The organism is Streptomyces sp. NPDC048172, assembly GCF_043202595.1.
Classification (GTDB): Bacteria; Actinomycetota; Actinomycetes; order Streptomycetales; family Streptomycetaceae; genus Streptomyces.
This window is the reverse complement of sequence record NZ_JBIDAT010000013.1, coordinates 207081-233342: the sequence shown is the minus strand read 5'-3', so window position 1 is coordinate 233342 and position 26262 is coordinate 207081. Positions and strand designations below refer to the sequence as shown.

The window sequence follows — 26262 nt, the reverse complement described above, 5'->3', positions numbered from 1 at the left end:
CGGCGGCGTATTGCGGCAGCGGCTTGGCCTTGCTCTTGGCCGGCTTGAACCCGCCCAGGGCGAACACCGCGACCAGCGCGATCGCGGCGACGGCCGCGGCGGCCTGCCACCACGGGTTGCGCGCTGCGCCGATCAGTTCGTCCTTGTTCGCCATGCCGGGGCCCGTTGCGAGTGCGCGCAACGTAGCACAGGGCGTGCGCGCGACTGTACCCGGGGATATCACCAGGGGCGGATGACAGATGCCATGCCCGCGCCGTCGCGAGTGCCGGCTTTTGCGCGCTTTTACGCGGGTTCGTCGGGGATCAGCGCGCTTTCGAGCCGGGCGATGCAGTCCTTGAGCCACAGCTTGCGTTTCTTCAGCCGCTTGAGCGCGAGCTCGTCGGACTGCGGGTCCAGGTTCAGGCGTTCGATGGCGGCATCGAGGTCGCGGTGCTCCAGTCGCAGGTCGGCGAGCTGGCGGGCGATTTCGGCGGCATCGAGGCTGACGGTCATGGGGTCGAGCTTAAACCGCCGCCGTGTCCGCCGTCATCGGTCTTCGCGCGGGGGCGCAAAGCCTTGCGGCAGCGGGCTTCGGGCCCGCGGCGGCGGCCGTCCGGGCCGTGTTCACCGACCCTTGGCGTAGAATCGTCGGTCTGATGAGTACCGTCCTGCCCCTCGCCGAACCCGTCCGCCGCGCCCGCGCCGACGCCGCCCCCGCCGATCTCGAGCGCCTGGGCGCGCGCCTGCGCCATCAGGTCGGCCGCGCCATCGCCGACTTCGGCATGATCGAAGACGGCGACAAGGTCATGGTCTGCCTGTCCGGCGGCAAGGACAGCTACACCCTGCTCGACATCCTGCTGCAGCTGCAGAGGAAGGCGCCGGTGAAGTTCGAGCTGGTCGCGGTCAACCTCGACCAGAAGCAGCCGGACTTTCCCGAGCACGTGCTGCCGCAGTACCTCGAATCGGTCGGCGTGCCCTACAAGATCCTCGAGCAGGACACCTACTCGGTGGTCACCCGGGTCGTGCCCGAGGGCAAGACCATGTGCTCGCTGTGTTCGCGCCTGCGCCGCGGCGCGCTGTACACCTACGCGGCCGAGCAGGGCTTCACCAAGATCGCGCTCGGCCACCATCGCGACGATCTGGTCGCCACCTTCTTCCTGAACCTGTTCTTCCACGCCAAGCTCAGCGGCATGCCGCCCAAGCTGCTGTCCGACGACGGCCGCCACGTGGTGATCCGGCCGCTGGCCTACGTGCGCGAGGACGACATCGTCGACTACGCGGCGGCGCGGCAGTTCCCGATCATCCCGTGCAACCTGTGCGGCTCGCAGGAGAACCTGCAGCGCAAGCAGGTCAAGCGGATGATGGACGCGTGGGAACGCGAGACGCCCGGGCGGCTGGAGATCATCTCGCGCGCGCTCGGCGACATCCGCCCGTCGCAGTTGAGCGATCCCAAGCTGTTCGATTTCCTCGGCCTGGGGCAGGGCGGCGGCGCGGCGTCGCAGGCGCCGGTGTGGCTCGACGACGCCGGCTCCGACGATCCGGTCGCGCAGATCGGATGATCCAACGCTTCATCGCACTGTCGTTCCCGCGAAAGCGGGAACCCAGGGCTCTTCGTGCGAGAACGCACGAGGTCTGTGGATTCCCGCTTTCGCGGGAATGACGACACGCGGCAGGCGCGGTACCCGCGACGCCGATTCCCTATTCCCATTCCCTATTCCCGGCCTCTGAATGTTCTTTCGTAACCTCACGTTCTTCCGCTTCCCCACCACCCACGACCTCAGCGAACTCGACAAGGGCCTGGAGGAATGCCGGCTCAAACCGGTCGGCCCGCTGGAGCTGTCTTCGCGCGGCTTCATCTCGCCGTTCGGACGCGCCGATGAAGAGGCGGCGATCAGTAACCGCATCGGCAGCGCGATCTGGCTGACCGTTGGCGGCGAAGACCGCCTGCTGCCCGGCGCGGTGGTCAACGACATGCTGGCCAAGAAGCTGGCCGAGATCGAACAGAAGGAAGGGCGCAAGCCCGGCGGCCGCACCCGCAAGCGGCTCAAGGACGAGCTGATCACCGACCTGATGCCGCGCGCCTTCATCAAGCCCAGCCGCACCGACGCGATCATCGACCTGGAACACGGGCTGGTGATCGTCGACAGCTCCAGCCGCAAGAGCGCGGAGAACGTGATCAGCGAGATCCGCCGCGCGGTCGGCAGCTTCCCGGCGCTGCCGCTCAACGCCGAAGTCGCGCCGCGTTCGATCCTGACCGGCTGGGTCGCCGGCGAGCCGCTGCCGGACGGGATCATGCTCGGCGACGAATGCGAACTGCGCGACCCGGTCGACCAGGGCGCGGTGGTCAAGTGCCAGCGCCAGGAGCTGGAGAGCGACGAGATCGCCAAGCACCTGGAGACCGGCAAGCAGGTCACCCGCCTGGCGCTGAGCCTGGACGACCACGTGTCGTTCGTGATCGGCGAAGACCTGATCGTGCGCAAGTTCAAGCTGCTCGACGGCGCCGTCGACCAGCTCGAGCACAGCGACGGCGACGGCCTGCGCGCCGAGCTCGATGCGCGTTTCGCGCTGATGAGCGCGGAGGTGAAGCGGCTGTTCGTGGTGATGGAGAATGCGTTGTAGCTGTCGAAGGTCGAGGCCTGAGTTTCGGCGCGATCGGCAAGGGCGTGGGGGGGGGGGGCGCGCGGGCCCGGCGGGGGGCCCCCGCCGCGGGGGGGGCGCCCCGCCGCCCCCCCACCCACGAAGCAGGCGCAGTCCGCGACGCACAGGACGGGGCAGCCCGTACCCGGCCCGGACTACTCCGAGGCGCTCATCAGCCACGGCAGCGCACCGGGATCGGCGTCGTACCCCTGGATGTCCCCGCGCAGCTCCCAGCCGCCCGTACCGGTCCGCACGAACTCGGCGACCTTCGCCGCCGTCGCATCAGCGACAGCGGCGAAGTCGTGCTCCACCAGCTCCGTGTAGCCCTCACGGAGCTTCACCTGCGTGTTCTGCACCTCGCCGAACGTACGCTGCACACCACCCTGCTGCTGGATGGCGACGCCGACCAGCACCCGTACGTAGCGCGGCGCCAGCCGCTCCAGCTCCAGCGTCATCACCTCGTCGGCGCCGAAGCCCTGGCCGGTCTGGCTGTCGCGGTTGAGGGTGATCGTGCCGTCGGGCGAGCGGCTGTCGAAGGAGACCAGGTAGTCGGGCTCCTGCAGCGCGTCCGTCGTGAACGTCGCGGCGATTATGTCGAGGTCGCAGGGCGGGGCTCCGAGCGGTGCCGGATCCCATTTGAGCGATACTTCGACCTTGTTGAGCCCTTTGTTCAGACCGCTCACGGGACCACCCTTCCTCAGGACCGCCAACTCACTGGATCTTCGCGGCAGTTTCCCATCTTGCCACGGAGCATGCCCGCTCAGGCGTCGCTGCCCCGCAGGGCCGTGTACTGGAGCACGGCGAACCCGGCGACGACCGCCGCCTGCAGCGGGATCCACACGTTTCCGGCGGTGGTGAGCCCGTCGAACCAGAGGACCATGGCCGCGAGGCTCAGGACCGTCCAGGCGAGGTTGGTCTCGACGATCGCCTGGACCGCGGGCCGGGGCGCGGGGCGCCGGGTCGCGGCCCAGCCGACGGCGGCGGCGTACAGGATGAGGCCCGCGCCGAGGCCCACCACCAGGTCCTGGCCGACACCCAGCAGCCGTCCGACGGGCCCGGAGAGCAGCAGGTAGGCCAGGCCGTTGACGCCCGTGACGAGCGCGTCGAGGGCGAGGAAGCGGCGCAGCCAGACGGTGGCGGATGCGGCGGTGTTCGATCGCGCGTAGGACAGAGCCATGACGTGCACCTCCGAGTGGTGTGGAGTGGGCACGGTCAACCCTGCCGGGGTGCCGGGCGGGGGTCGATTACCGCCGGGGTAATGCCCGTACGCTCGCCCGAGGTGCCAGGGGAAGTGGCGGCGCGCGGCGCGGCCTGGTCGGCGTCCCGCGCGAGGTCGCCGGGGTGGCGCCGACGGAGCGGCACCGTCGCGCACTCGCCCGCGGCCCCGAACACGTGGCACCCCGCCGGGGGTCCGGGACGGCGTCGGCCGAGGGCCGTCACGGGACGGCCCTCGTGGACGGCGCCAGTGGCTGATAGCGGTTGCCGTGGTAGACGACGGGCGCGCCGGGCTCTGCCGGGGTGCCCGCGTCCGTCCACACCGGCCGCCCCAGGACGAGGGTGTGGTCGGCCGCGCCGATGAGCCGCTCCCGTACGCAGACGCAGGCGGCGACGGCGCCCTCCAGCACCGGGACCCCGGCGTGCGGCCGCCACGCGAGGCCCGCGAAGCGGTCCGCGTGGTGCGCGGCGCCGCCCGCGAACCGGGCGGCCAGCCGCCGCTGGTCCCAGCCCAGCACGTTGATGCCGAACGCGCCGTGGGCGTGCACGGCGGCGAGCGTACGGCTGCCGTTCGCGAGGGAGACCAGGAGCAGCGGCGGGCGCAGCGACACCGACAGGAACGCGTTGACGGTGCACCCCGCGGGCTCGCCGTCCAGGGTGCTGGTGACGACGGCGACGCCGGTCGCCCACGCCCGCATGAACCCCCGCACGTCGCCGGGCGCCGCGGCCTCTTCCCGTACGGCGCTCATGACACCTCCTCCAGGACGTCCGGGGCCGGGTGCGCGCGTCCGGCGCAGCTGGCCTGGAGGCGGAGGAGTTCCTCGCGGTCGGCGCCGGGCAGGCCGAGCGCGTGGGCGCAGTCGCGGGCCGCGGCGTCCCAGGAGCCCGCCGCGGCGTGCACGAAGGCGCGGTTGTAGAGCAGGTCGGGGTCGTCCGGGGTCTGCTCCAGCGCCCTGTCCAGGTCGGCGAGCGCCCTCGCGGGGTCGCCCGCCTCGTGGGCGAGCGCCGCGCGGGCTGCGAGCGCGCCGACGAGCGTGGTGTCGGCGTCGAGCGCCGCGTCGAAGTCGGCGCGCGCGGCCTCCGTCTCGCCGTCCATCAGCGCGAGCATGCCGCGTACGCACAGCAGCCGGGGCTGGGCCGGGTCGAGGCGGAGCCCGTCCGCGACGAGCGTGCCCACCGCTTCGGTCTCGTCGGCCTCCAGCAGCAGGTCCGCGAGGGAGGCGCGGGCCTCGGCCTGGTCGGGCTCCAGCTCGACGACGCGGGCGAACTCGGCCGCCGCCTCCCGCGTCCTGCCCATCTCCTGCAGCAGGTCGCCCCGGTTGTAGTGCAGCTCCCAGAAGGGCGGCGAGAGGGAGATGGCCTTGTCGTAGTCGGCGAGCGCGCCCTGCTGGTCGCCGAGCTTGCGGCGGACGTCGGCGCAGTCGAAGTAGTAGTCCGGGTAGTTGGGGTCGATCTCGGTGACGCGGAGGAAGTCCTCCAGGGCGCCCCGCGCGTCGCCGAGCGCGTCCCTGAGCTTGCCCCGGTTGTGGACGAGCACGGACTTGTGCAGGCGGTGCTTGTCCTCGCCGAGTTCGGTGCGGAGCCGTTCCATGCCGACGTTCACCAGGCGCAGCGCCTCGTCGAGATTGCCCATGTGCATCTCGATCAGGGCGAGACCGTTCTGATGGAACGTCAGATGGAAGGCGCGCTCCTCGGGGACCTCCCACTGCGAGGCGATGGCGATCGAGCCGTTGATGAGCGCCTTCGCGCGGCGGTGGTCCCGGTTCTCCGAGGAGCGGAAGCGGGTGTAGATCATGGCCATCGCGTAGCCGGTGAAGAGATGGAGTCCCGGCTCGTCGAACATGCAGCGCAGATCGATGTAGAGGTCCTCCGCCTCCTCGTACCGGCCGAGGACCGCGAGGGCCGTGGTGACCTTGGTCGCGATCTGCCAGTACGGGATGGTCTCGGCGCGCGGGTCGATGGACTCCATGCCGCGCCGGGACAGTTCGAGCAGTGCGTGGTAGTAGCCGCGCTCCACCGCGTGTTCGGCGGCCGTCAGCAGGGCCTTGCCCGCGCGGGCGCGGTCGCCGCCGCGTTCGAGGTGGTACGGGATCGCGCCGAGGAAGGCGCCGGGGACGTCCGCGAGCGCGGCGGCACGTGCCGCGTGCAGCGCGGCGGCCGCCTCCGGCTCCGCCTCGCGGAACGCGCCGTACGCGGCGCGTTCGGCGGGGTCGTCGGAGGTGCCGTCCGCCTCGACGTAGGCGTGGGCGAGCGCGTCCCGGGTCCGGCGGTGGTCCCCCGCACCTGGACCGGACCCGGGCGCGTGGCGCGCCGGCGGGGAGGTGAGTGCCGGCGCGCGGCCGGCGGATTCCGCCGGGGCACGGTGGGCGTGCGCGGCGAGGGACCCGCGCAGCTCTTCCGTCAGGTTCCCGCCGTCGCCCCGCGTGTGGACGGTCACGCGCAGGGGGCCCGTCCGGGTGCGGCGCAGCAGGATGGCGAGGAACTCCTGATCGGTGTGGTCGGCCTCGTCGAGCCGGGTGAAGGCGACCGGGAAGGTGTCGCGCCCCGTCTCCCGGACGGCGAGCCGGGCGCAGGCGTGCAGGAACTCGGTGAGTCCGTGCGCGATGCGCCGGGTGCGGGTCGGCGCGTAGAGCCGGGTGCGTTCGACGGGGATGGCGAGGGTGGTCAGCGTCTCGGGCGCGGCGCCTATGACCTCCCGCAGCTCGGGCGCGACGGTGAGGATCTCGATGACGTGGGCGCGGATCAGCGCGGGGTCGGCGGCGTACGCCTCGGGGACGAGGAGCCGCACCAGCTCGCCCGCCCCGGTGTAGGGGCCGCGCAGCCCGCGGTGGCAGTCGGCCACGAGGCCGCCCTCGGACGTGAGCACCGCGAGGGTCGCGCGGGCAGCGGTGTCGGTCCCCGTGGTCCAGGTGTGCGTGGTCATGCGGACTGTTCCTTCCGGGCGTTCCGGGCGTTCGGAGCGGGGCTGTCGGTGCGGGGGCCGCGGCCCGCGAGCAGCGGAAGCACGGCGAACTGGACGACGGCGAGGAGCAGAGTGACGGTCGAGTCCCAGAACCGCGCGTCGCTCAGGGACGCGTGGCCGAGGCCGTCCACGACACGGGTGGCGAACTCCAGCACGACGGGCCCGACGACGAGCAGGGCCCCGGCGAGCAGGAGGGCGACGCCGCCCACGAGGATCACGGAGTACCAGGGGGCGACGGCGCGGTCGCGCGGCGACCACTCGCTCTCGTCCAGCCGCGCCAGCCGTACGCCGGGGATCCGGGCCAGTGCCGGGAACCGGCGGCGCAGATAGGCGGAGGCCACCTCGTGGACGTTGGTGCAGCCCAGGGCGGTCGCGAGGACGTAGTACACGTCGGTGCGCAGGCAGAGGTAGAACTGCCAGGCGAGCCGGATCAGCGTCACGTAGCAGACGGCCAGCGCGAGCTTCCCCACCCACGACAGGGAGCCGTCGGCGAGGTCGGCGCCCGCGAGGGCCGTGAAGACGCAGACCATCACGGCGTCGGCGAGCATCCCCGCGAGGAACGGCAGGTAGCGCTTCTTCCGCTCGACGCCCAGCAGTCCGTCGAGGCTGGTCTCGAAGACGGGCAGGAAGTATCTGCGGCCCATGCCGAGCCTGGTCGGCAGCCCGAGCCTGCGTCCCGCGAGGGCGTGGAACCCCTCGTGGAGCAGGGCCAGCGGCACCTGCACCAGCGCGAGCCCGAGCTGGACGACGATGAGCGAGGGCGAGAAGAAGACGTGCTGGGCGCTCGGGCGTACGCCCGGCTCGACGGCGAGGAAGAAGGCGCACACGAGCGCGAGCAGCGCGTAACAGGTCCATGCCCAGGGCGAGAAGACGGCCCTGCCCAGTGCCTGGAGGCGGACGCGGGGCGGTGCCGCCGCCGTGTCGCCCTCACCGCGCAGGAAGCCCAGCTCGTCCAGGGTGGCGACGAAGTCGGCCATGTCGACGGTCTCGCCGTACGTCGCCTCGTACCAGGCCGCGGCCTCCCGCGCGGGCATGCCGTCGGCGAGGCGGCCCAGGAGCGCGGCGCCGTCCTCGGGCAGCAGCGCGTAGGCGGCGGCGTCGGCGCGGCCCACCATGACGCCGTCCGGCTCGGGGACGAACGTCAGGGGGTGCAGCGGGATGCGGGTGGCCGCGTGGGCCGGGTTGGCTGCGTTCATGGTGGCTCGGGGTCTCTTCCTGACCAGGTGAAGTGGAAGCGGGGCCCGCGCGGGACCGTTCCTCCGCGCGGGCCCCGCAGGGGGCTCAGCAGCCGACGGAGGGCTGGTACAGGGACGCCGAGGACGTCAGCTTCACGTGGGCGGTCCTGCGTACGGTGATCTTCTTCATGGGGCTCGTCTCCTCGATGCGCGGTGGTGGGAGGGAGGGCCCGCGCGGAACGTGCGCTCCGCGCGGGCCCCGTCGGCTCAGACTCAGCAGCAGTCGGGCTGGTAGAACGTGGCGGACGACGTCAGCTTGATGGAGCCGGTCTTGCGCACGGTGATCTTCTTCATGGTTCTCACTTCCCCGTTCGGGTACCTGGGCGCCGGACTTCCCGGCACGACCTGAACGCTGCCAGGGGCCCCGGGGGCGGCACATGGGGACGCGGCCCCCATATTCCGGGCCCGGGCCGCCGCCGAATGCGGGGGCGCCGCCCCCATGCCCCGGGGGCGGGGCGCGGCGAGGCTCGTGCCATGCGAGACGACACACTCTCTGTCATCGCCTGCGGATCGAGCGCGGCGAGCAACCTGCCGGGGTATCTCAAGTGGATGCGCCAGGAGATCGACCTGCCGCTGCGCGTGCTGCTCACCCGCAGCGCCGAGCGGTTCGTGCCGCGTCAGGTCGTGGCCTGGCACGTGGACGAGGTGTACGGCAGCGACGACCCGGAGCTGAACCCCACGGAGTTCGCGCGGCGTTCGCTGGCCCTGGTGGTGCTGCCCGCCACGGCGCACACGCTGGCGGCGGCGGCCCTGGGGCTCGCCGGGACCCCGGCGCAGACCGCGCTGCTGGCGGCCGAGCGGCCCGCGCTCTTCTTCCCGAGCATGAACGGCGTGATGTGGCGGAAGCCCTCCGTGCGCCGCCATGTCGCCGCGCTGCGCGCCGAGGGGCACACGGTGGTCGAGCCGCTGGAGGCGGAGGTGTTCGAGCTGTGGCAGGGCGAGGTGACCATCGGCCCCGTGCTGCCGCCGCCCCACCAGGCCGCCGACTGCATCATCAAGTGGGTGGAGGAGGGCCTGTCGGAGGATTGACACTCATTCATCTGCGCCGCACCCCCGGAAAACCCGTCCGCAAGGGACGTCCGAGACGAATACCGTTCGCCCGGAAGCATAATTGAGCGCTGAACTGTCGGGGGACACGCGATGCGGGGGACGTGCGCGCAGGCCGTCGTGGGCAGGGACCACGAGGTCGGGGATCTGGAACGGGCGCTGGACGACGCCCGGAGCGGGAACGGGCAGGTCGTCTTCCTGCTCGGCGAGGAAGGCATAGGGAAATCGAGGCTCGCGCGGGAGCTCGCGGAGCGCGCCGCCGCACGGGGGATGCGCGTGCTGCGCGGCAGGGCGGCCGGAACGGTCGGGCCCGCCGTCCCGTTCCGGCCGCTGGCCGAGGCGATGCTGCGGCTGTTCCGGCAGTCGGCGCCCCCGGCGGGCCTGTGCGCGGACGTGCCCGCGCGGTACGGCGCGGCGCTGGGCCGCCTCGTCCCCGACTGCCCCCTGGCGGGCGCCGCCGGGGCGGGCGCCGAGCCCGGGACGGGTGGTGACGGCGACGCGGCCTCGCTGGTGGTCCTCGCCGAGGCCGTGCTGCGGGTGACGGCGGCGGCGGGCGGCGAGGGCGGCTGTCTGCTCGTCCTGGAGGACCTGCACGCCGCGGACCCCGGGACGCTCGCCGTCGTCGAGTACCTGGCCGACAACCTGGACGCGCAGCGCACGATGCTGCTGGCGACCTTACGGTCCGAGCCGTGCGCGGCGCTCGACCTCGCGCACGCCGCCCGCGCGCACGGCCGGGGCGTGCTGCTGCCGCTGAACCGCCTCGGCAGGGACGCGAGCCGCGCGCTGCTGGCCTCCTGCCTGGGCGCGGCACCGGCGGAGCTGCCCGAGGCGGCGGTGGACTCGCTGTGGCAGGGCAGCGCGGGAAATCCCTTCCTCCTCCAGGAGCTGCTGGGGGAACTGGTGCGGCTCGGGACGCTCGTACCCGGCGCCGACACCGGAACCGGCGCAGACACCGACTCCGACTCCGGCACCGGCGGCTGGCGGCTGACCGGTGATCCGGACGTGTCGGTGCCCCGGGCCCTGGCGCGTCGCGTCGCCCAGGGCGCCGACCGGACCGGGCCCCGGGGGCGCGCGCTGTTCACGGCGGCGGCCCTGTTCGGGCAGCGGTTCCCGCTGCCCGTGGTGCAGCGGGCGACGGGGCTGGACGACCACGAGGCGCTGGAGCACCTCAAGGAGGGCGTCGCGCGCGGCTATCTGGAGGCGGACGAACCGGCCCCGGACTGGTACGTGTTCCGGCACCCCGTCCTGCCCGCCGCGCTGCTCGCCGTACTGACCCCCGCCGAACGGGCCCTGCGCGTACGCCAGTTGACCGAGGCCATCGAGGAGCTGCACCCCGGCATGCCGGGGGCGTGGTCCCGTACGGCGGCGGACCTGGCGCTCGGCGCGGGCGATCCGCTGGGCGCCGCGCGGCTGCTCGCGCGGATGGGCGGCCGGGCGCTGGCGGAGGGCAGGGCCGCGGTGGCGGCCGGGTCGCTGGGCCGGGCGCACACGCTGCTGGCCGGTGTGGACGGGGAGGCGGCGGCGGAGTTGCGTACCGGCGCCCTCGAACAGCTCCTCGACGCGCGTACCGCCTCCGGTGACCCCGGGGGCGCCCTCGCGCTGGCCGAGGAGGCCGACGCGCTGTGCGGCGTCCTCCCTGACCCGGCGCGCGCCGCGCGGCTCCGCGCCGGGCTCGCGCGCGCCGCGACGGCGGCGGGCCGGGCGGAGGAGGCCCGGCACTGGCTGGACGGCGCGCGCTCGCGGCTCGGTCACGGCGCGACACCGGCACGGGGCGGGCTCGACGCGGCGGACGCGCTGCTCACCCTGCGCTCCCCCGGCCCCGGCAGCGCGGAGCGGGCCGAACGGCTCGCGCGCGGCGCGCTGTCCCTCGCGGGCGACGACACCGCCGTCGCCTGCGAGGCGTGGCAGGCGCTCGGCACCCTGTCGCTGCGCACCGCGCCCGACGCCGCGAACTCCTGCTTCGACCAGGCGCGCCGGCTCGCCGAACGGGCGCGGCTGCCGCTGGCGCGGCTCGACGCGCACCTGGGCAGGGCCACGGCCCACTGGCTCGTCCGGGGCGACACCCGGCGCCTGGAGCACGTGCGCCGCGAGGCCGGGCAGCTCGGCACCGCGCCGCCGGGGCTCGGCGCCGAGTGCCTGCTCGCGCTGGGCGCGGTGCTCGGCGGGCGGTACGAGGAGGCCGCACCGCTCGTCGCGCGGTCACGCGCGCGCGCCGACGCGCTCGGGCTCGCGGAAGGACGGGTCCTCGCCCCGCTGGCCGCCGCCGTGCTCGCGGGGCACCGGGGGCAGCGGGCGGGCGCGGAACGGGCGTGGGCCGAGTTCGCCGAGCGGGGCGGGGAGCGTACGGGCTGGGCGCCGGTGGCGCGCGGGCTCGCACTGGGCTTCGGCGCGCTGCTGGACGAGGACCGCGAACGGGCCCGCGAGGAGCTGGCGCTGGCCACGGCGCTGGAGGACCGCTTCCCCGCCGCGCTGCCGCTGACCGGGCGCCACGGGCTGGCGCTGCTCCTCGACGCCCTCGCGGACGAGGGGACGGACGCGGGGGCGGACACGGGGGCGGACACGGGGGCGGACGCGGGGGCTGACACGGGGGCGGGCACCTCCCTCACCTCCCCCGACGCGCTCCCGCCCGTCGTCGGCGACGTGCGGTGGAACCGGCACTTCGCGCTGCTGGCGCGGGCCGTGGCGCTGGGCAGGGCCGGGCGCCGCGCCGAGGCGGTGGCGGCGGTCGCGGAGGCCGAGCGCGCGGGGGCGCCGTTCCCCACGGCCCGTCATCTGGGGCTGCGGCTGGTCGCGGAGGCGGCGTACGAGCGGCGCTGGGGCGCCCCCGAGGAGTGGCTGCGGCGCGCGGAGGAGCACTTCCACACGGCGCACGTCCCCGCTGTCGCCGCCGCGTGCCGCGCCCTGCTGCGCCGCACCGGCGCCGCGCTGCCGCAGCGCCGCAGGGGCACGTCCCAGGTGCCGCACGCACTGCGGCTGCTGGGGGTGACGGGACGGGAGTTCGAGGTGTTCCGGCTGATGGGCCGCCACCCGGGGAACCTGGCCATCGCGGGCGAGCTGTTCATCTCCCCTCGTACGGTCGAGAAGCACGTCGCGAGCCTGCTCGCCAAGACCGGGCAGCAGGACCGGGCGGCGCTCAGCGCCTTCGCGAGGCGGCAGGAGTCGGACCCGGGCGGCGGGGTACCCGGCCCGCATGAGTGACAAGTCGATGTATCCACCCACGGGCGGACGTGCCGCCACGGCGCCGGGCACGGATCTGTCCGAGCCGGTGGCACGGATCGTCCGTGAGGAACTGAAGGTCATCGAGGAGGAGATGCTCGCCGAGCTGCGCGCCCAGCCGCAGCGCCGCACCGTGAAGATGAACGCGGGCGCGACGGCGGCCTCGCTGTACGCGGGCGGCGCGCTCGCCGTCGCCGTCGGACTGCTGCTGGCGCTCGTGCTGCCCGCCTGGGCCGCTTTCCTGATCGTCGCCGCGGGCCTGTTCGGCCTCGCGCTGGCGTTCCGCGCGGCGGCCCGCGCCCGCGGCCGTACGCGCCGCACGGCGGACACCGTCTCCGGCGAGAGTCCCCCGCTGGGGCAGCCCACAGGTCTCGGCCCCGGCGTCGGCGCGGGCCCGATCCCGCCGGGGCCGGGCATGGCCCCGACCCAAGGCGTCAACCCCGGAGGAGCCCCGCACCACAGGGCCTGACGGCACGACGCCGCACCCCCTGACCACCCCCGGGCGCCGGGCGCCCCCCCCCCCCCCCCCCCCCCCCCCCCCCCCCCCCCCCCCCCCCCCCCCCCCCCCCCCCCCCCCCACGACCGCGCCCGCACGCGTGGCGGATCAGGCGACTCAGGCGGCTCAGTGGCCCCCCGCGGCCAGGCGGGCGGCGATCTCGGTGCGGGACGAGGCGCCGAACTTGGCGAGGATGTGCTCCAGGTGGGCGTCGACGGTCCGCTTGGAGATGACCAGGCGTTCGGCGATCTGACGGTTCGACAGGCCCTCGGAGACGAGCGCCGCGACCTCGCGTTCGCGCCGGGTGAGCGCGTCCTGCGGGGCCTGCCGGGGGCGCGCGGGCACCAGGGGCTCGTCCAGCGCGTACGCCACGGTGTCCGCGAGGGGGCAGTCCGCGCCGCGGCGGCGCAGCAGCGCGTACCGCGTCCCGCCGAGAGCGGTACGCGCGACCTCCCGCACGTGCTGGTCGAAGCGCTCCATGGTCTCGGTGAGCCGGGCGCTGCTGCCCACGCTGACCCAGCGCGCGGAGGCGGCGCCCTGGAGCCAGGCGGTGCGCTCGAAGCGCTCGTCGGCGGCGGCGAGCCAGGCCAGCCCCGACAGCGCGTACCCGGTGCCGGCCGGGTCGCCCAGCTCGTGCTTGAGACGCAGCGCCTGTGACAGGTCGTCGGCGCTCTCCTCGAACGCGCCGCGCGCGTAGTGCGCCATGCCGCTGACGAAGAAGAGATAGCCCCGCAGCCAGTGCTCCCCGCTGCGCTCGCCCAGGATGCGGTGGGTCAGACGGCAGTACGCGAGGCACTTCGCGGGCTCGCCCGCGAGCTGGAAGCCGTAGGCCATCGTGCCGTAGAGCACGCACAGTCCGGTGCGGTCGCCCAGCGCGCGCATCCGGCGCTCCGCCTCGGCGGCGACGGTCGCGGCCTCGGTGAAGCGGTGCTGCGCGGCGAGGCTGAGCTGCAGGTGGGCGTGGGCGCGTGCCGCGTGGACGTCGTCGAGCGGGCCCAGCTCGATCGCGGCGGACAGGTCGGCGTCGGCCGCGACGAGGTCGCGCTGGAAGGTGGCCAGGGAGGCGCGGACGCTCAGCGCCCGTACGCGCTGGGGGCACGGCCCCGGGAAGCGCTCCAGGACCCGGGTCTGCCAGTAGCGGCCCTCGGTCATGCGGCCCGTCGCGAGCCAGTACCCCCACAGGCTGCCCGCCAGCGCGGCGGCCGTCGTGGCGTCGTCGCCGGGCAGCGCGAGCGCGTACTCCAGCGCGGCGCGGACGTTGTCGTGGTCGCGGCGCAGGGCGTCGGCGCGGACGAGCTGGTCGTCGTCGAGGAAGCGCGCGTCGAGGTCGGCGGCGAGCGCGGCGTACCGCTCGACGTGCCGCCGCCGGGCGGGGCCGAGCTCGCCGCGCTCGGCGCCGTACTCGCGGAGGGTGTCGAGCAGCCGGTAGCGGGTGCCGTGCTCCTCGTCGTCCTCGCGCAGCACGACCGACTTGTCGACGAGGTGGATGAGGGTCTCCAGGATCTCCCGGCGGGGCAGCTCGGCGTCGGCGCACACCTCCTCGGCGGCGCTCACGTCGAAGGAGCCCGCGAAGACCGAGAGCCGGGCCCACAGCAGCCGCTCCTGCGCGTCGCACAGGCCGTAGCTCCAGTCGATGGCGGTGCGCAGCGTCTGGTGGCGGGGCAGCGTGGTGCGCCGTCCGCCGGTCAGCAGCCGGAAGCGGTCCTCCAGCCGGTCGACGAGCTGCGCGAGGGGGACGGCGCGGAGCCGTACGGCGGCGAGTTCGAGGGCGAGGGGGATGCCGTCGAGGCGGCGGCAGAGCTTGACGACGTCCGCGCGGTTGCGGTCGGTCACGGCGAAGCCGGGGAGGACGGCGGCGGCGCGCTGCGCGAACAGCTCGACGGCGTCCCCGCCGGACCCCGGCCCCTCGCCCGCCTCCCGCACCGGCAGCGGATGCACCGGGCAGGTGTACTCGCCGGGGACGTCCAGGGGCTGGCGGGAGGTGGCCAGGAGGGAGACGGCGCGGGTCTCGCGGAGCAGGATGTCGGCGAGCATCGCGCAGGCGTCCACGAGGTGTTCGCAGGTGTCGAACACGAGCAGGATCTCGCGGTCGCGCAGGTGGTCGACGAGGACGTCGAGCTGGTCGAGGGAGTCCTGCTCGGGCAGGCCGAGGCAGCTGGCGAGGGTGTCGGTGAGCAGCTCGGGGTCGCGCAGCCCGGCCAGCTCGACGAGGCAGACCCCGTCCGCGTACCGCGCGCGGAGGCGGGTGGCGGCGCGCAGCGCGGTGCGCGTCTTGCCGACGCCCCCGGGCCCGGTGACGGTGACGAGCCGGGCGTGCGCCAACAGCCCGTCGAGCTGCCGGAGTTCGGCGTCCCTGCCCACGAACCCGGTGACTTCCATGGGGAGTTCGCCCGTACGCCGCTGGATCACGCCGAATGCCATGGATGTGCCTCACCGTCGTGCCGACCACCGTGCCCTGCACTGCCCTGTACGGAGGATACGCAGGGGACAGCACGTGACGTGAGGGGTGGTCAACGGTTCGTGACGCGCGCCATCCGTGGCATGGGGCCGAAGCGGCCCGACTCGAAGTCCACGAAAGCCTGACGGAGTTCGTCCTCGCTGTTCATCACGAAGGGTCCCCCGGCGGCGACCGGTTCGCCGATGGGGCGCCCCGAGAAGAGCATCAGGGTGGTGCGCTCGCCGCCCGGCGGGGTCGTCATCACCAGTTCGCTGACGGGGTCGTCCTCGGAGGCCGGCTCGGCGACGGGGTCGGACCAGGCCGTCTCGCCCTCCCAGAGCTGATGCCCCGCGAGGGTGACGGTGCCGGAGACGACGTAGGCGAACGCCCGGTCGTGCGAGGCGAGGAGCTGGCTGTACGTGGTGTCCGGATCGAGGGTGACGAAGAGACCGGTGACGGGCCAGAGCGTGGTGGCGGGCCCGGTGGCGGCGGGCCCGGCGGAGCCGCCGGTGGAGCCGCCGGTGGAGCCGCCGGTCGAGCCGGAGACGACCTCGACGCGGACACCGGGCTCGGTGTAGACGCCGAAGTCGCCCGGCAGCAGGTCCTGGTAGTGGGTCGCGGACATCTTCAGCTCGCCGGGGAGGTTGAGCCAGAGCTGGAGGGTGTGCGCGTACTCGTCGCGGTAGGCCAGCTCGCGGTGGATGATGCCCTGGCCCGCCGTCATCCACTGGACGCCCCCCGAGGTGAGGGTGCCCGCGTTGCCGAGGCTGTCGCCGTGCTCCAGGACGCCGCCGAGCACGACGGTGACGGTCTCCATGCCGCGGTGCGGATGCCAGTCGAAGCCCGTCGAGGAGAACCAGTCCTCGGCCATGAGCAGGAACGGGTCGGTGCGGCGGAAGTCGCCGGGCGCGATGACCAGGGCCTTGTTGTCGACCTGGGTGTCGGGGCCCGCGACCCGCCGGGGCTCGGAGCGCTGCACGCGCCGGAGCGTCACGGGGGCGGAGTCGTGGCGGTCCATGGGTGGGGTCCCTCCCGTCGGTCCACGGGTCGGCCTCCCGCCATGGTGCGCCCGCCGGGACCCGCCCGCACTCCGGGCCCGGGTTTCACCGTACGTAGGCACGGGAGGCGGCTCCGCAGGCGGCTCCGCTCAGGGACGTACGGCGAACCCCTCCAGCGCTTCGAGGACCCGGTCCCGCATCGCCGGGCTGCCCAGGTGCCCCGCGTCGTCCACGACGGTCAGCTCGGCGTCCGGCCAGGCGCGGGCCAGCTCCCACGCGGTGCGCAGCGGGCCGCCCAGGTCGAGGCGGCCGTGGACGAGCGCCCCGGGGATCCCGGCCAGCCGGTCGGCGCGGGCGAGCAGCTCGCCCTCCTCCAGCCAGACCCCGTGCGAGAAGTAGTGCGCGCAGATCCGTACGAGCGCGAGCCGGGCCCTGCCGGGGCGCCCGGAGTACGGCGCGGGGGCGCCGTTCGGCTCGGGCGCGAGGACCGTGTCCTCCCAGGCGCACCACTCGGCGGTGGCCCGCTCCCGCACGGCGGGGTCGGGGTCCGCCGTGAGGCGGGCGTAGCCGGAGAGCACCTCGGCGATGTCGCCGGAGTCGTGGGTGACGCCGGAGACGCCCGAGGCCGCCGCGAAGCGTTCCCACGCCTCGGGGAAGTAGCGGCCCACGCCGCGGTAGAGCCAGTCGGTCTCGGAGCGGCGGGTCATGGTGACGGCCGGGATCACGATCTCGGAGACGCGCTCCGGGTGCCGCTCGGCGTAGGCCAGGATCAGCGTCGAGCCCCAGGAGCCGCCGAACAGCAGCCAGCGCTCGATGCCCAGGTGGGCGCGGAGCTTCTCCATGTCGGCGACGAGGTGCGCGGTGGTGTTGTGCCGCAGATCGGTCGCCGGGTCACTGGCGTGCGGGGTGCTGCGCCCGCAGCCGCGCTGGTCGAAGAGGACGACGCGGTAGCGCGCGGGGTCGAACCAGCGCCGGGCCCCCGCCGAGCAGCCCGAGCCGGGTCCGCCGTGCACGACGAGCGCGGGCTTCCCCTCGGGGTTGCCGCACGCCTCCCAGTGCACGAGGTTCCCGTCGCCCACGTCGAGCATCCCCGACGCGTACGGCTCGATGTCCGGATACTGCGTCCTCATCCCCTGCCCCTCCCCTTGGTGCCGGTAGCAGAGAGGCACGTTACGCCTGTGCCCGCCTACACCTGACGCCACCACGGATCTCGTACGGTCCGGTCCTCGTCGGCGGCGCAGGCGACGCCCGTGACGACCGCGTGGCTGTCGGTGCTCCAGCCGTAGACGCCCTGGCCCTGGCGGCCCAACTCGACCAGGCGCTGCCGGGAGCCGCCCTGGCCGGTGTCGACGGTGCAGTGCAGGACGGGCGCCCAGGACTCGCCGTCGAGCGCCGCCGTCAGCGCCGCCAGGGGCAGCACGACGACGGTGAGCAGCAGCGCGACCACCTTCTCGGCGCCGACCAGGACACTGTGGTCCGCGCGGTAGGCGGCCAGCACCCCGTACCGGAGCCCGAGCAGCACCAGCCCGGTGCCCAGCCCCCACCCGGGCCCGTAGAAGACGGCCATCAGCGTGCCGATCGCGAGGGGCGTGGCGAGGGAGAGCGCGGCCACCCGGGCCTGCGCCGTCCAGCTGCGGCCGGAGGGCACGGCGCCGCGCGCGGCGAACCAGGCGAGGACGACGCGGGAGAGCACGACGGCGAAGACGGCCGCGAGCAGCGGGTTGGTGAGCATCATGCCGATGGGGATGTCGATCCAGTTCGAGGGCTGGAGGACGAGGAGGACCTCCCACGCCGAGTGGCCGCCGCCCACGGTCCAGGCGACCTTCACGGCGGGCAGCGCCAGCGCGACGGCGAGCACCACCGTGTGCCCGGGCCCCCCGTGCCGGTCCTCGGCCCGCTCCCCCGCGTCGCCCTTGCTCCTCGTGTCACCGTGTTCCGCCATGGCTCGATCCTGGAAAGGGACCGCCGGGCGCCGCGAGCGCTGTGACCCATAGGGAGGTGCGGCAGCCCCCGTACGGGCGGATGCCGGAGAAGATGCGGGAGAATGGGCGGGCCACCGCTTCCCCAGGAGTCCCGTACGTTGTCCTCGCATGCCCCCGACCCCACATCCGCCCCCGCCCCCGGCCGCGCCCTGAGCGCCGACTGCGCGCGGTGCTTCGGCCTGTGCTGCGTCGCGCTCCCCTTCGCCGCCTCGGCGGACTTCCCCGTCAGCAAGCGCGGGGGCGAGCCCTGCGGGAATCTGCGCGAGGACTTCCGCTGCGGCATCCACGCCCGGCTGCGCGAGGAGGGCTACCAGGGCTGCACGGTCTACGACTGCTTCGGCGCGGGCCAGCGCGTCTCCCAGGAGACGTTCGGGGGCCGGGACTGGCGGTCCGAACCGGTCGGCGCCGAGCTGATGTTCGCCGTCTTCCCGGTGACCAAGCAGCTCCACGAACTGCTCTGGTACGTGACGGAGGCCCTGTCCCTCTCCCCCGCCCGCGCCCTCCGCACCGAACTGCGCGCCGCGCGCGAGGAGATCGACCGGCTGGCGGGCGGCGCCGCCGAGGAGCTGGCGAAGCTCGACGTGGAGGCCGTGCGCGGCGAGGTCAACGGCCTGCTGCTGCGCGTCAGCGACCTGGTGCGGGCCACGGTGCCGGGCCGTAAGAGGAACCACCGGGGCGCGGACCTCCTCGGCGCCCGGCTGCGGAACGCCCGGCTGCGCGGCGCGAGCCTGCGCGGGGCGCTGCTCATCGCCGCCGACCTCTCCGGCGCCGATCTGCGGACGGCCGACATGATCGGCGCCGACCTGCGCGACGCGAACCTGGCGGGCGCCGACCTGACGGACGCGTTCTTCCTCACCCAGCCCCAGGTCAACGCGGCGCGGGGGGACGCCACGACCCGCCTCCCCACCGCGCTCGCCCGCCCGGCGCACTGGGCGTAGCGGACGGCCGCCGGGTCACTCGGTCACGAAGTCCCCCATCATCGCCATGTCCTCGTGCTCCAGGTTGTGGCAGTGGAGCATGAACGTGCCCGCGTAGTCCGTGAAGCGGACGGCGACCTCCACCGCGTCCATCGGCGGCAGGTCCACGGTGTCCTTCCAGCCGTGGTCGTAGGGCCCGATCCGCCCGTTGTTGCGGGAGACGACCTGGAAGTGGTCGAGGTGGACGTGGACCGGGTGGTGGAGGCTGGTGGTGAACCGCCAGATCTCGGTCTGCCCGAGCTTCGGCCTGGCCAGCGCCCTGCCGGGCCGGTAGGGGTGCTCGTTGATCGTCCAGCCGTCCCTGCCCTGCCGGAAGTGGAAGTCGCGGGTGGCCACGGCCTTGTCCGGGTCGAGCCGCGCCACGCGGGACAGCGCCTCGGGCACCTCGGCGTCCTCGGCGACCCGGCCGTCACCGACCTCGAACGCCATCACCTCACGCGCCGTGCCCTCGGCGAGGGTGTTGCGGAGCTTGACCTTCGTGCCCGGCTTCCAGCCGGAGAAGTCGACGACGACGTCCATCCGTTCGCCCGGGGCGATCCGCAGCGCGTCGTGCGCGCGGGGCCGCTCCAGCAGCCCTCCGTCGCTGCCGATCTGGACGAACGCGTCCCCGCCCGGGGGCTGCGGGTCGAACTCCAGCCGGTAGGGGCGGGCGTTGGACGCGTTGAGGAACCGCAGCCGGTGGCGGGCCCGTTCGGCGCGGTGCACGGGCCAGGGCGCCCCGTTGACGAGGATCACGTCGCCGAGGACGCCGTCCATGTAGGCGTCGGTGACGCCGGGCCGGGCAAGGTCGGGGTCCTCGCGGGGGTGCTTGAGGGGGTACGTGAAGGCGCCGTCCTCCTCGAAGGCCCGGTCGGTGATCATCAGCGGGATGTCCCGGTCGCCCTTCGGGAGGGGGAGCTTCTCCTCCTCGTCGTCCCGCACGAGATGGAACCCGGCGAGGCCGCGGTAGACGGCCGGTCCCGTCCAGCTCATCCGGTGGTCGTGGTACCAGAGCGTGGCGGCGCGCTGGTCGAGCGGGTAGGTGTGGACGCGCGAGCCCTCCGCCATGCCGCTGACCCCGCCGTGATGGCCTCCTCCGTGGCCCGGCATCCCCGGCATCCCCGGCATCCCCGCCATCATGTCCCGCATGGCGCGCTCGGCCGTGATGCGGCCGTGCACCGGGAGGATCACATCGGTGGGGTAGCCGTCGCTCGCGGCGGGGGTGTGGCCGCCGTGCAGATGGACCACGGTGGGCTGCGGCAGCTCGTTGCGGTGCGCGACGCGCGTACGGCGCCCGGCCTCGGAGACCAGGGTGGGCCCGGGAAAGGTGCCGCCGTACGTCCACGCGCGGGTCCTGAGCCCCGGCAGGATCTCCAGGTCGGCCTCGTGCTGCGTGATCTCGTACGTGTCGGTGGTGCCGCTCCTCCTCACGGGCTCCAGCACCTCGGGCACGGGCAGCGGCACCTCGTACGGCCGGGGCAGCTTCGCCGAGGACGTGAGCAGCTTGCCGGGGCTCGCGCCCCGCGCCGCGCGGCCGTTGCTGCCGAGCAGCGGCACGCCGAGGGCCGCCGCACCGGCGACGCCCAGGACCGTGCCGCCGACGAACCCGCGCCGTCCGAGCCCTCCGGGGCGCCTCATGAGACGGTCTCCCGTCCGAGCCAGGCCCAGGTCACGAGCACGGCGACGGCGCTCACCAGGACCGTGCCGAGGGCGACGTGCACGGCGACCACGCGGGCCATGCCGAGCATCATCTCCCCGAAGAGCGCGAGGACCAGCACCAGCGAGAGGGGCACGGGCCACAGGGGCCCGCCCGTACGGCGGACGAGGACGGTCGTGACCGAGGTCAGGAGCGCGAGGGCCACCACGATCCCGGCGTTGGCGCCGTGCCGCTCCAGCGAGTCGTAGTCACCGCCGAGGTATCCGGCCGCGAGGCCCACCTGGGCCAGGACCGCCAGCGCGAGCAGCGTCGCGGCGCCGCGGAAGAACGCGAACGCTCTCCGGGCGCCCGTGGTGCCCGCGCTGCCCGCGCCGCCCGCGCCGGGTCGTTCCCGTACGTCCGTCATGCCTCCACCTTCGGGTCGTGCCGGTCGGTGTCCCGGGCGGCGGGGGTCTCCTCGCCGGGGGACGACGGGCCGGAGCGGGAGCGGGTGCGCGGGAACCACCAGTTGGCGCGCCCGAGCAGGGTGATCAGGGCCGGGGTGAGAACGCCGCGGACCACGGTGGCGTCGATGATGATCCCCGCCGCCAGCGCGGTCGCGAACACCTTCACGTCGGTCACCGGGATGCTCGCCAGCGCCGTGAAGGCCAGGAAGAGGATGAGCGCGGCCGAGGTGACCAGCCGTCCCGTGCGGCTGATGCCGGTGACGACGGACGGTACGACCGTGTCGGCGACCCCCTTCCTCGTCAGTTCGAGGTGGGTCTCCCGGACGCGGTGCAGGATGAACACCTCGTAGTCCATGGAGAGTCCGAAGAGGAACGCGAAGACCGCCATCGGGATCCAGATGGTCACCGCGCCGACCGCCGGGGTGTCGAACAGCAGCTCACTGCCGTACCCCTTCTGCCAGACGAGGACGACCACGCCGTACGCCGCGCAGGTCGAGAGCGCGTTGAGCACCAGGGCCTTGAGCGGGAGGAGCACCGAGCGCAGGGTCCTGGCCAGGACGAGGAAGGTGAGGACGGCGACGAGGATCAGGATCAGGCCGAGCGAGCCGTAGACCGCGTCGACGAAGTCGATGTCCTGCACGGGGCCGCCGCCCACGAGGACGCCGTCGGTCTCGCGCGCGGTGTCCACGACGGCCGAGACCGCGTCCCGGCCCGCGCCGCTGGAGGGGTCCTCGGTGGTCCACACCTCGGTGACGCGGCTGCCCTCGCGCTGCCAGTCCCCGGGGGCGACGGCGCCCGCGACGCCGTCCAGCCGGGCGAGCCGCTCCCGCATCGCGTCGGCGCCGCCCGCCTCGCCGACCACCTCGACGGGGCGCGCGATGCCCTCGCCGAAGCCCGCGTCGACGATCCGCTCGAAGGCCGCGGCGGGCTTGCCGCCCTGGGCGAGCGTCCCGGTCTCGGGCGCGCCCAGCCGCATGGCGAGCACGGGCGCCGCCGCGGCCAGCAGCAGTGCGCCGCTGAGGACGGCGCAGAGCACCGGGCGGCGGGTGGTGAGCCGGGCGATCCGGGTCCACATCCGGCTGTCGGGCCGGTGCGTACGGCGCGGCCTGTCGAGCGCGTCGCCCCAGGAGTGGAGCAGCACGGGCAGCAGCGTGACGGCGACGAGGACGCTCACGAGCGGGATGAGCAGGCCCGCGTAGCCGACGCTGCGCAGGAACGGCACGGGCAGGACGACGAGCGCGGCGAGCGAGATGGCGACGGTCGCGCCGCTGAGCACCACGGCGCGACCGGCGCTGCCGACCGCCCGTACGACGGCCTCCGTACGGGCCTCGCGCCCCGGCCCGTCGGCGCCCGGCCTGGCCCGCTCCTCGCGCCATCGCGTGACGACGAGCAGCGCGTAGTCGATGGCGATGCCGAGGCCGATGAGCGCGACGAGGTACTGGACGATGAAGGAGACGTCGGTGATCCCGGTGACGCCCCTGACCAGCAGGAACGTGGTGGGGATCGCGACCGCCGCCATCAGCAGCGGCACGACGGCGAGGCCGCTGGCGAAGACCAGGACCAGCACCACCAGGGCGCCGAGCGCGCCGATCAGCGTCTCGTAGAGCGGGCCGCGCTGGGCGCCGCTGTCGCGCCCGGAGAGGACGGGCTGCCCCGTCAGCTCGACGGGCTGACCGGCGATCTCCGCCCGCGCCACGGCCTTCTTGATGCCGGGCAGCGACTTCTCGTACGGCGTCTGCGAGGGGTTGCCCGGCGGGTAGACCAGCGCGACGGTCGTGCGCTTGTCCTCCGACAAGAGCGACGAGGCGCCCGCTCCGTCCACGCCGTCCGCGCCACTCGCACCGCTCGCACCACTCGCGTACGAGACGCTGCGGCCGCCCTTCGGGGTGACCTCGGTGACCAGGCCGTCCCACTGCCGCCGGACCGCCGCGCTCGCCAGGCTCGTGCCCTCGGGGACGGTCACCGTCAGCAGTAGCGGCGCGTTCTTGCCGCCGGTGCCGCGGAAGCGCTCGGCGAGCGCGTCGTTCGCCCGCTGCGCCTGGCGGTCGGGGAGCCGGGACTCGTAGCTGAGCCTGTCGACGGTGCCGCTCGCCATGGCGCCGCCGACCACGGTGAGCGCCAGCCACACCAGGACCACGGGCCACTTGTGGGCCAGCACCCACCGGGTCGTACGTTCCACGGATCCGACCTCCTGTAGGGACGCTACTATGTAGCCACGCTACACATGAGGGCAAACGTAACCCCCCGCCAACTGGCGCGCAAGCGGCGTCAGTTGCGAGGGGTTGAGGGTGAGGAGGGAGAGGCTTCCGGGGACTACGCGTGGCGCGCGACGGCGGCGAAACGCTTGAGGGAGAGCCCGAAATAGGCCGCCGAACCGGCCGTCAGCGTCGCGGGAACGGAGACAAGGGCCCAGTTCAGCGACTCGGGGTGGCCCACGCCCCGGTGGAACAGCATCACGGTGAGCGCCGCGACGACGCACAGCACCCCGCCCAGCGCGGCGAGGGTGCCGCTGGCGAGAGTCTCCCCCCGCCGGGAGGCCGCCGCGCGCAGCCCGCGCCCGCCGCGCAGCCCCGAGACCGCGCCCGCGAGGCAGAGCACGATGCCGAACGCGATCACGCCCAGGCCGCCCATGACCACGGGCGGACGGTAGCCCCACGGCCCCGGGGGCCCGCTCAGCAGCGCGTACGCCCAGGTGAACGCGAGCAGCGGCAGCGCGCACAGCGCACGCCACGCGAGCCTCCCGGCGCTGAGCCGGAGCGTCGCGTCGTTGAACTCCCGCGCCAGAAGGGCCGGTTCGCCCCACTCCTGGACCGCGCGGCGCGCGGCCTCCTCGGGGTCGGACGTGTCGTCGAGGTGGCACTCGGTGGCGCACCGCAGCCCGTCCAGGACCTCGTCGACGATCTCCCGGCGCCGCGCCCGGGGGCCTACGAGCCGCGCCGCCAGGCTCTTCTCGTAGCGCCGCAGGACGGCCGCTTGCGTCACGTCCCGCTGCCCAGCACCCCGGAGATCACCGAGGAGATCTCCTGCCACGCCACCCTCTTCGCGGCGAGTTCGCGGCGGCCCGCCGCCGTCAGCGAGTAGTTGCGACGGCGCCTGCCGTTGATCCGGGACCACTCGCTGCTCACCAGGCCCGCGGCCTCCAGGCGGTGGAGCGCCGGGTAGACCGTCCCGGTGGGCAGGTTGATCGTGTCCTGGCTGCGCCTCTTCAGCTCCTCGATGACCGCGTAGCCATGCATGTCGCCGGGTTCCAGGACCGAGAGCAGCATCCCTTCCAGGTTCCCTCGCAGGGTCTCCGCCTTCATGCGGAGCCACACTACACATGGCGGTCCACGCCGGCTCCGCTCGCCTGGTCGGCCGCGCGCACGGCGACGGCGGTGACGACGATCCCGTCCCGCACGGCCCACCTGCCGTCGAACCCGGTGAGCGCGCCGTGCCCCGGCACCAGCAGCCGGGCCGCGAACGTCCCGTACGAACCCCCTGACCCTGACCCGGCACTCCCGCCCATCTCCCCCTCCGCTTCCGCTTCCGCCTCCGCCTCCGCTTCCGCGAAGTCCAGCTCCGCGTCGACGAAGCCGAGCCAGCGCTCCGTGAGCGGATACCACGCCTTGTAGACGGCCTCCTTCGCGCTGAACAGCAGCCTGTCCCAGTGCAGATGGGGCCGCGCGGCGGCCAGCCGCGCGAGCCGGTCCACCTCGCCGCCCGCGGTGATCATGCTCAGCACCCCCCTCGGCACGGGCCCGTGGGGCTCGGCGTCGATCCCGAGCGTCCACAGTTCGCTGCGGCGCGCGACGGCCGCCGCGCGGTACCCCGCGCAGTGCGTGAGGCTGCCCACCGTGCCCTCGGGCCACCCCGGCGCGCCCCTGCCGGTCGGCAGCAGCGGCCCCGGCGGCACGCCGAGACGCGCCAGCGCCGCGCGGGCGCAGTGCCGTCCGGTGGCGAACTCGGCCCGCCGCCCGGGCACCGCCGACGCCACCGCCTCCGCCTCCTCGGGATAGAGCTCGGCATCGGCCACGTCGCCGCGCGCGGAGACCACCGCTGCCTCCGGCGGCAGCAGCTCCTCGATCACGGGACGGGCTCGCGCACCGGCGCCGGGAGGATCTGCCGCAGCCGCGGCGAGGGATGCCGGGGCCTCTGCCACTCGCGCGGATAGCCCACCGAGACCTCCTCGAACGGCACCCCGTCGTGCCAGGTCGTCCGGGGGATGTGCAGATGCCCGTAGACGACGGCGGCGGCGTCGTACGTCACGTGCCAGCGGTCCGTCAGTTCGGTGCCGCACCACAGCGCGAACTCGGGGTAGCGCAGGACGCGGGTGGGCTCGCGCACCAGCGGCCAGTGGTTGACGAGCACCGTCGGCAGCCCCTCGGGACGGGCAGCGAGCCGCTCCTCCGTGACGCGCACCCGCGCGCGGCACCACGCGTCGCGGCCCGGATACGGGTCGGGGTGCAGCATCACCTCGTCGGTGCAGACCACCCCCGCCTCGTACGCCGCCTTCAGCGCCTCCTCCGCGGTGTGCGTGCCCTCGGGCCTGAACGTGTAGTCGTACAGCAGGAAGAGCGGCGCGACCGTGACCGGGCCGCCGGGGCCCTCCCACACCGGGAACGGGTCCTCCGGGGTGGCGACGCCCAGCTCGCGGCAGAACTCCACGATCCGCAGATAGCGCTCCTCGCCGCGCGACTGGTCCGGGTCGTCGCGGGGCGTCCACAGCTCGTGGTTGCCCGGCGTCCACACCACGCGCGCGAAGCGCCCGGCCAGCGTGCGCAGCGCCCACCGGATGTCGGCCATCGTCTCGGCGACGTCCCCGGCGACGATCAGCCAGTCGCCGGGGGACCCGGGCCGCAGGGTGTCGAGGAACGCCTTGTTGTCCTCGAACGCCACATGCAGGTCGCTGATGGCGAACAGCTTCGGATCTCCCCCGCGCCCTGGTGACATCTCCCCCGTACTCCCTTCGCGACGACAGCAGTTGGAGCGTGCGCTCCTCCCTCAGTGTCACCGATCGCCG

Annotated in this window: 23 protein-coding genes; 6 read left to right on the top strand and 17 right to left on the bottom strand. The window is 74.3% G+C overall.

The window, feature by feature from the left end:
* Positions 1-282: 282 nt before the first annotated feature.
* Positions 283-492: a YdcH family protein gene (locus tag ACGF3A_RS40560; RefSeq protein ID WP_074871781.1), complete on the bottom strand. Its 210-nt coding sequence runs from the start codon at positions 490-492 to the stop codon at positions 283-285.
* A 23-nt stretch (positions 493-515) separates the two neighbouring features.
* Between ACGF3A_RS40560 and ttcA the strand changes: the two genes are divergently transcribed.
* Positions 516-1538, top strand: coding sequence for a tRNA 2-thiocytidine(32) synthetase TtcA (gene ttcA, locus ACGF3A_RS40555; RefSeq protein WP_393735652.1), 1023 nt, complete (start codon positions 516-518; stop codon positions 1536-1538).
* Between the two features lie 169 nt (positions 1539-1707).
* Positions 1708-2598: a recombination-associated protein RdgC gene (locus ACGF3A_RS40550; protein WP_393735650.1), complete on the top strand. Its 891-nt coding sequence runs from the start codon at positions 1708-1710 to the stop codon at positions 2596-2598.
* 173 nt (positions 2599-2771) lie between these two features.
* On the opposite strand, the gene ACGF3A_RS40545 is transcribed toward ACGF3A_RS40550, so the two are convergent.
* The 5 genes from ACGF3A_RS40545 to ACGF3A_RS40525 form a co-directional block, all read right to left on the bottom strand.
* Entirely contained in the window at positions 2772-3347 is a 576-nt protein-coding gene (locus ACGF3A_RS40545) for a TerD family protein (RefSeq protein ID WP_393735673.1), read from the bottom strand.
* Between the two features lie 29 nt (positions 3348-3376).
* Entirely contained in the window at positions 3377-3793 is a 417-nt protein-coding gene (locus tag ACGF3A_RS40540; protein ID WP_393735648.1) for a hypothetical protein, read from the bottom strand.
* Positions 3794-4052: 259 nt separating this feature from the next.
* The gene (locus tag ACGF3A_RS40535) at positions 4053-4580 is read right to left on the bottom strand and encodes a flavin reductase family protein (RefSeq protein ID WP_393735646.1); all 528 of its coding nucleotides are present in this window, start codon (positions 4578-4580) and stop codon (positions 4053-4055) included.
* Positions 4577-6754: a tetratricopeptide repeat protein gene (locus ACGF3A_RS40530; RefSeq protein WP_393735644.1), complete on the bottom strand. Its 2178-nt coding sequence runs from the start codon at positions 6752-6754 to the stop codon at positions 4577-4579. The genes ACGF3A_RS40535 and ACGF3A_RS40530 overlap by 4 nt, the downstream gene beginning before the upstream one ends.
* A complete protein-coding gene (locus ACGF3A_RS40525) occupies positions 6751-7989 on the bottom strand; it encodes a hypothetical protein (protein ID WP_393735641.1) in 1239 nt (412 codons plus the stop codon). The genes ACGF3A_RS40530 and ACGF3A_RS40525 overlap by 4 nt, the downstream gene beginning before the upstream one ends.
* A gap of 513 nt (positions 7990-8502) precedes the next feature.
* On the opposite strand from ACGF3A_RS40525, the gene ACGF3A_RS40520 reads away from it, so the two are divergent.
* The 3 genes from ACGF3A_RS40520 to ACGF3A_RS40510 all read left to right on the top strand — a co-directional run bounded on the left by ACGF3A_RS40520 (position 8503) and on the right by ACGF3A_RS40510 (position 12760).
* Positions 8503-9057 carry a flavoprotein gene (locus tag ACGF3A_RS40520; protein WP_393735639.1) on the top strand — a complete coding sequence of 185 codons (555 nt, stop codon included), beginning with the start codon at positions 8503-8505 and terminating at the stop codon, positions 9055-9057.
* Between the two features lie 111 nt (positions 9058-9168).
* Complete coding sequence (locus ACGF3A_RS40515) at positions 9169-12273, top strand: helix-turn-helix transcriptional regulator (protein WP_393735637.1); 3105 nt, start codon at positions 9169-9171, stop codon at positions 12271-12273.
* Positions 12266-12760 carry a phage holin family protein gene (locus ACGF3A_RS40510; RefSeq protein WP_393735635.1) on the top strand — a complete coding sequence of 165 codons (495 nt, stop codon included), beginning with the start codon at positions 12266-12268 and terminating at the stop codon, positions 12758-12760. The genes ACGF3A_RS40515 and ACGF3A_RS40510 overlap by 8 nt, the downstream gene beginning before the upstream one ends.
* Positions 12761-12913: 153 nt before the next feature.
* Here ACGF3A_RS40510 and ACGF3A_RS40505 read toward each other — a convergent pair whose 3' ends face one another.
* From ACGF3A_RS40505 to ACGF3A_RS40490, 4 genes are all read right to left on the bottom strand, one after another.
* Entirely contained in the window at positions 12914-15208 is a 2295-nt protein-coding gene (locus ACGF3A_RS40505) for an ATP-binding protein (protein WP_393735633.1), read from the bottom strand.
* A gap of 89 nt (positions 15209-15297) precedes the next feature.
* On the bottom strand, positions 15298-16242 hold the full coding sequence (locus ACGF3A_RS40500) for a pirin family protein (protein ID WP_393735631.1): 945 nt from the start codon (positions 16240-16242) through the stop codon (positions 15298-15300).
* A 129-nt stretch (positions 16243-16371) separates the two neighbouring features.
* A complete protein-coding gene (gene pip, locus ACGF3A_RS40495; RefSeq protein WP_393735629.1) occupies positions 16372-17352 on the bottom strand; it encodes a prolyl aminopeptidase in 981 nt (326 codons plus the stop codon).
* 56 nt (positions 17353-17408) lie between these two features.
* Positions 17409-18164 (bottom strand): hypothetical protein, encoded by a 756-nt coding sequence (locus ACGF3A_RS40490; protein WP_393735627.1) that lies wholly within the window; start codon positions 18162-18164, stop codon positions 17409-17411.
* 102 nt (positions 18165-18266) lie between these two features.
* On the opposite strand from ACGF3A_RS40490, the gene ACGF3A_RS40485 reads away from it, so the two are divergent.
* On the top strand, positions 18267-19142 hold the full coding sequence (locus ACGF3A_RS40485) for a pentapeptide repeat-containing protein (protein ID WP_393735625.1): 876 nt from the start codon (positions 18267-18269) through the stop codon (positions 19140-19142).
* A gap of 15 nt (positions 19143-19157) precedes the next feature.
* Here the strand turns inward: ACGF3A_RS40485 and ACGF3A_RS40480 are convergent, their stop codons facing one another.
* The 7 genes from ACGF3A_RS40480 to ACGF3A_RS40450 form a co-directional block, all read right to left on the bottom strand.
* Positions 19158-20798: a multicopper oxidase family protein gene (locus ACGF3A_RS40480; protein ID WP_393735623.1), complete on the bottom strand. Its 1641-nt coding sequence runs from the start codon at positions 20796-20798 to the stop codon at positions 19158-19160.
* Complete coding sequence (locus tag ACGF3A_RS40475; RefSeq protein ID WP_393735621.1) at positions 20795-21223, bottom strand: hypothetical protein; 429 nt, start codon at positions 21221-21223, stop codon at positions 20795-20797. Before ACGF3A_RS40475 ends, ACGF3A_RS40480 begins: the two co-directional genes overlap by 4 nt.
* A complete protein-coding gene (locus tag ACGF3A_RS40470; protein WP_393735619.1) occupies positions 21220-23442 on the bottom strand; it encodes an MMPL family transporter in 2223 nt (740 codons plus the stop codon). The genes ACGF3A_RS40475 and ACGF3A_RS40470 overlap by 4 nt, the downstream gene beginning before the upstream one ends.
* A gap of 134 nt (positions 23443-23576) precedes the next feature.
* Positions 23577-24245 carry a permease prefix domain 1-containing protein gene (locus ACGF3A_RS40465; protein WP_393735617.1) on the bottom strand — a complete coding sequence of 223 codons (669 nt, stop codon included), beginning with the start codon at positions 24243-24245 and terminating at the stop codon, positions 23577-23579.
* Positions 24242-24565 (bottom strand): PadR family transcriptional regulator, encoded by a 324-nt coding sequence (locus tag ACGF3A_RS40460; protein WP_393735615.1) that lies wholly within the window; start codon positions 24563-24565, stop codon positions 24242-24244. Before ACGF3A_RS40460 ends, ACGF3A_RS40465 begins: the two co-directional genes overlap by 4 nt.
* An 11-nt stretch (positions 24566-24576) precedes the next feature.
* Positions 24577-25329, bottom strand: a complete 753-nt coding sequence (locus ACGF3A_RS40455; protein ID WP_393735613.1) for a 4'-phosphopantetheinyl transferase — start codon at positions 25327-25329, stop codon at positions 24577-24579.
* Positions 25326-26192: a metallophosphoesterase family protein gene (locus ACGF3A_RS40450; protein ID WP_393735611.1), complete on the bottom strand. Its 867-nt coding sequence runs from the start codon at positions 26190-26192 to the stop codon at positions 25326-25328. The genes ACGF3A_RS40455 and ACGF3A_RS40450 overlap by 4 nt, the downstream gene beginning before the upstream one ends.
* Between the last annotated feature and the right edge of the window lie 70 nt (positions 26193-26262).

Coding starts and splice junctions, on each gene's coding strand:
- ACGF3A_RS40485 (WP_393735625.1), top strand. CDS start 18,267: ATGGGCGGGCCACCGCTTCCCCAGGAGTCCCGTACGTTGTCCTCGCAT.
- ACGF3A_RS40450 (WP_393735611.1), bottom strand. CDS start 26,192: ATGTCACCAGGGCGCGGGGGAGATCCGAAGCTGTTCGCCATCAGCGAC.
- ACGF3A_RS40515 (WP_393735637.1), top strand. CDS start 9,169: ATGCGGGGGACGTGCGCGCAGGCCGTCGTGGGCAGGGACCACGAGGTC.
- ACGF3A_RS40540 (WP_393735648.1), bottom strand. CDS start 3,793: ATGGCTCTGTCCTACGCGCGATCGAACACCGCCGCATCCGCCACCGTC.
- ACGF3A_RS40530 (WP_393735644.1), bottom strand. CDS start 6,754: ATGACCACGCACACCTGGACCACGGGGACCGACACCGCTGCCCGCGCG.
- ACGF3A_RS40480 (WP_393735623.1), bottom strand. CDS start 20,798: ATGAGGCGCCCCGGAGGGCTCGGACGGCGCGGGTTCGTCGGCGGCACG.
- ACGF3A_RS40510 (WP_393735635.1), top strand. CDS start 12,266: ATGAGTGACAAGTCGATGTATCCACCCACGGGCGGACGTGCCGCCACG.
- ACGF3A_RS40535 (WP_393735646.1), bottom strand. CDS start 4,580: ATGAGCGCCGTACGGGAAGAGGCCGCGGCGCCCGGCGACGTGCGGGGG.
- ACGF3A_RS40525 (WP_393735641.1), bottom strand. CDS start 7,989: ATGAACGCAGCCAACCCGGCCCACGCGGCCACCCGCATCCCGCTGCAC.
- ACGF3A_RS40560 (WP_074871781.1), bottom strand. CDS start 492: ATGACCGTCAGCCTCGATGCCGCCGAAATCGCCCGCCAGCTCGCCGAC.
- ACGF3A_RS40490 (WP_393735627.1), bottom strand. CDS start 18,164: ATGGCGGAACACGGTGACACGAGGAGCAAGGGCGACGCGGGGGAGCGG.
- ACGF3A_RS40500 (WP_393735631.1), bottom strand. CDS start 16,242: ATGGACCGCCACGACTCCGCCCCCGTGACGCTCCGGCGCGTGCAGCGC.
- ACGF3A_RS40520 (WP_393735639.1), top strand. CDS start 8,503: ATGCGAGACGACACACTCTCTGTCATCGCCTGCGGATCGAGCGCGGCG.
- pip (WP_393735629.1), bottom strand. CDS start 17,352: ATGAGGACGCAGTATCCGGACATCGAGCCGTACGCGTCGGGGATGCTC.
- ACGF3A_RS40550 (WP_393735650.1), top strand. CDS start 1,708: ATGTTCTTTCGTAACCTCACGTTCTTCCGCTTCCCCACCACCCACGAC.
- ACGF3A_RS40475 (WP_393735621.1), bottom strand. CDS start 21,223: ATGACGGACGTACGGGAACGACCCGGCGCGGGCGGCGCGGGCAGCGCG.
- ACGF3A_RS40460 (WP_393735615.1), bottom strand. CDS start 24,565: ATGAAGGCGGAGACCCTGCGAGGGAACCTGGAAGGGATGCTGCTCTCG.
- ACGF3A_RS40505 (WP_393735633.1), bottom strand. CDS start 15,208: ATGGCATTCGGCGTGATCCAGCGGCGTACGGGCGAACTCCCCATGGAA.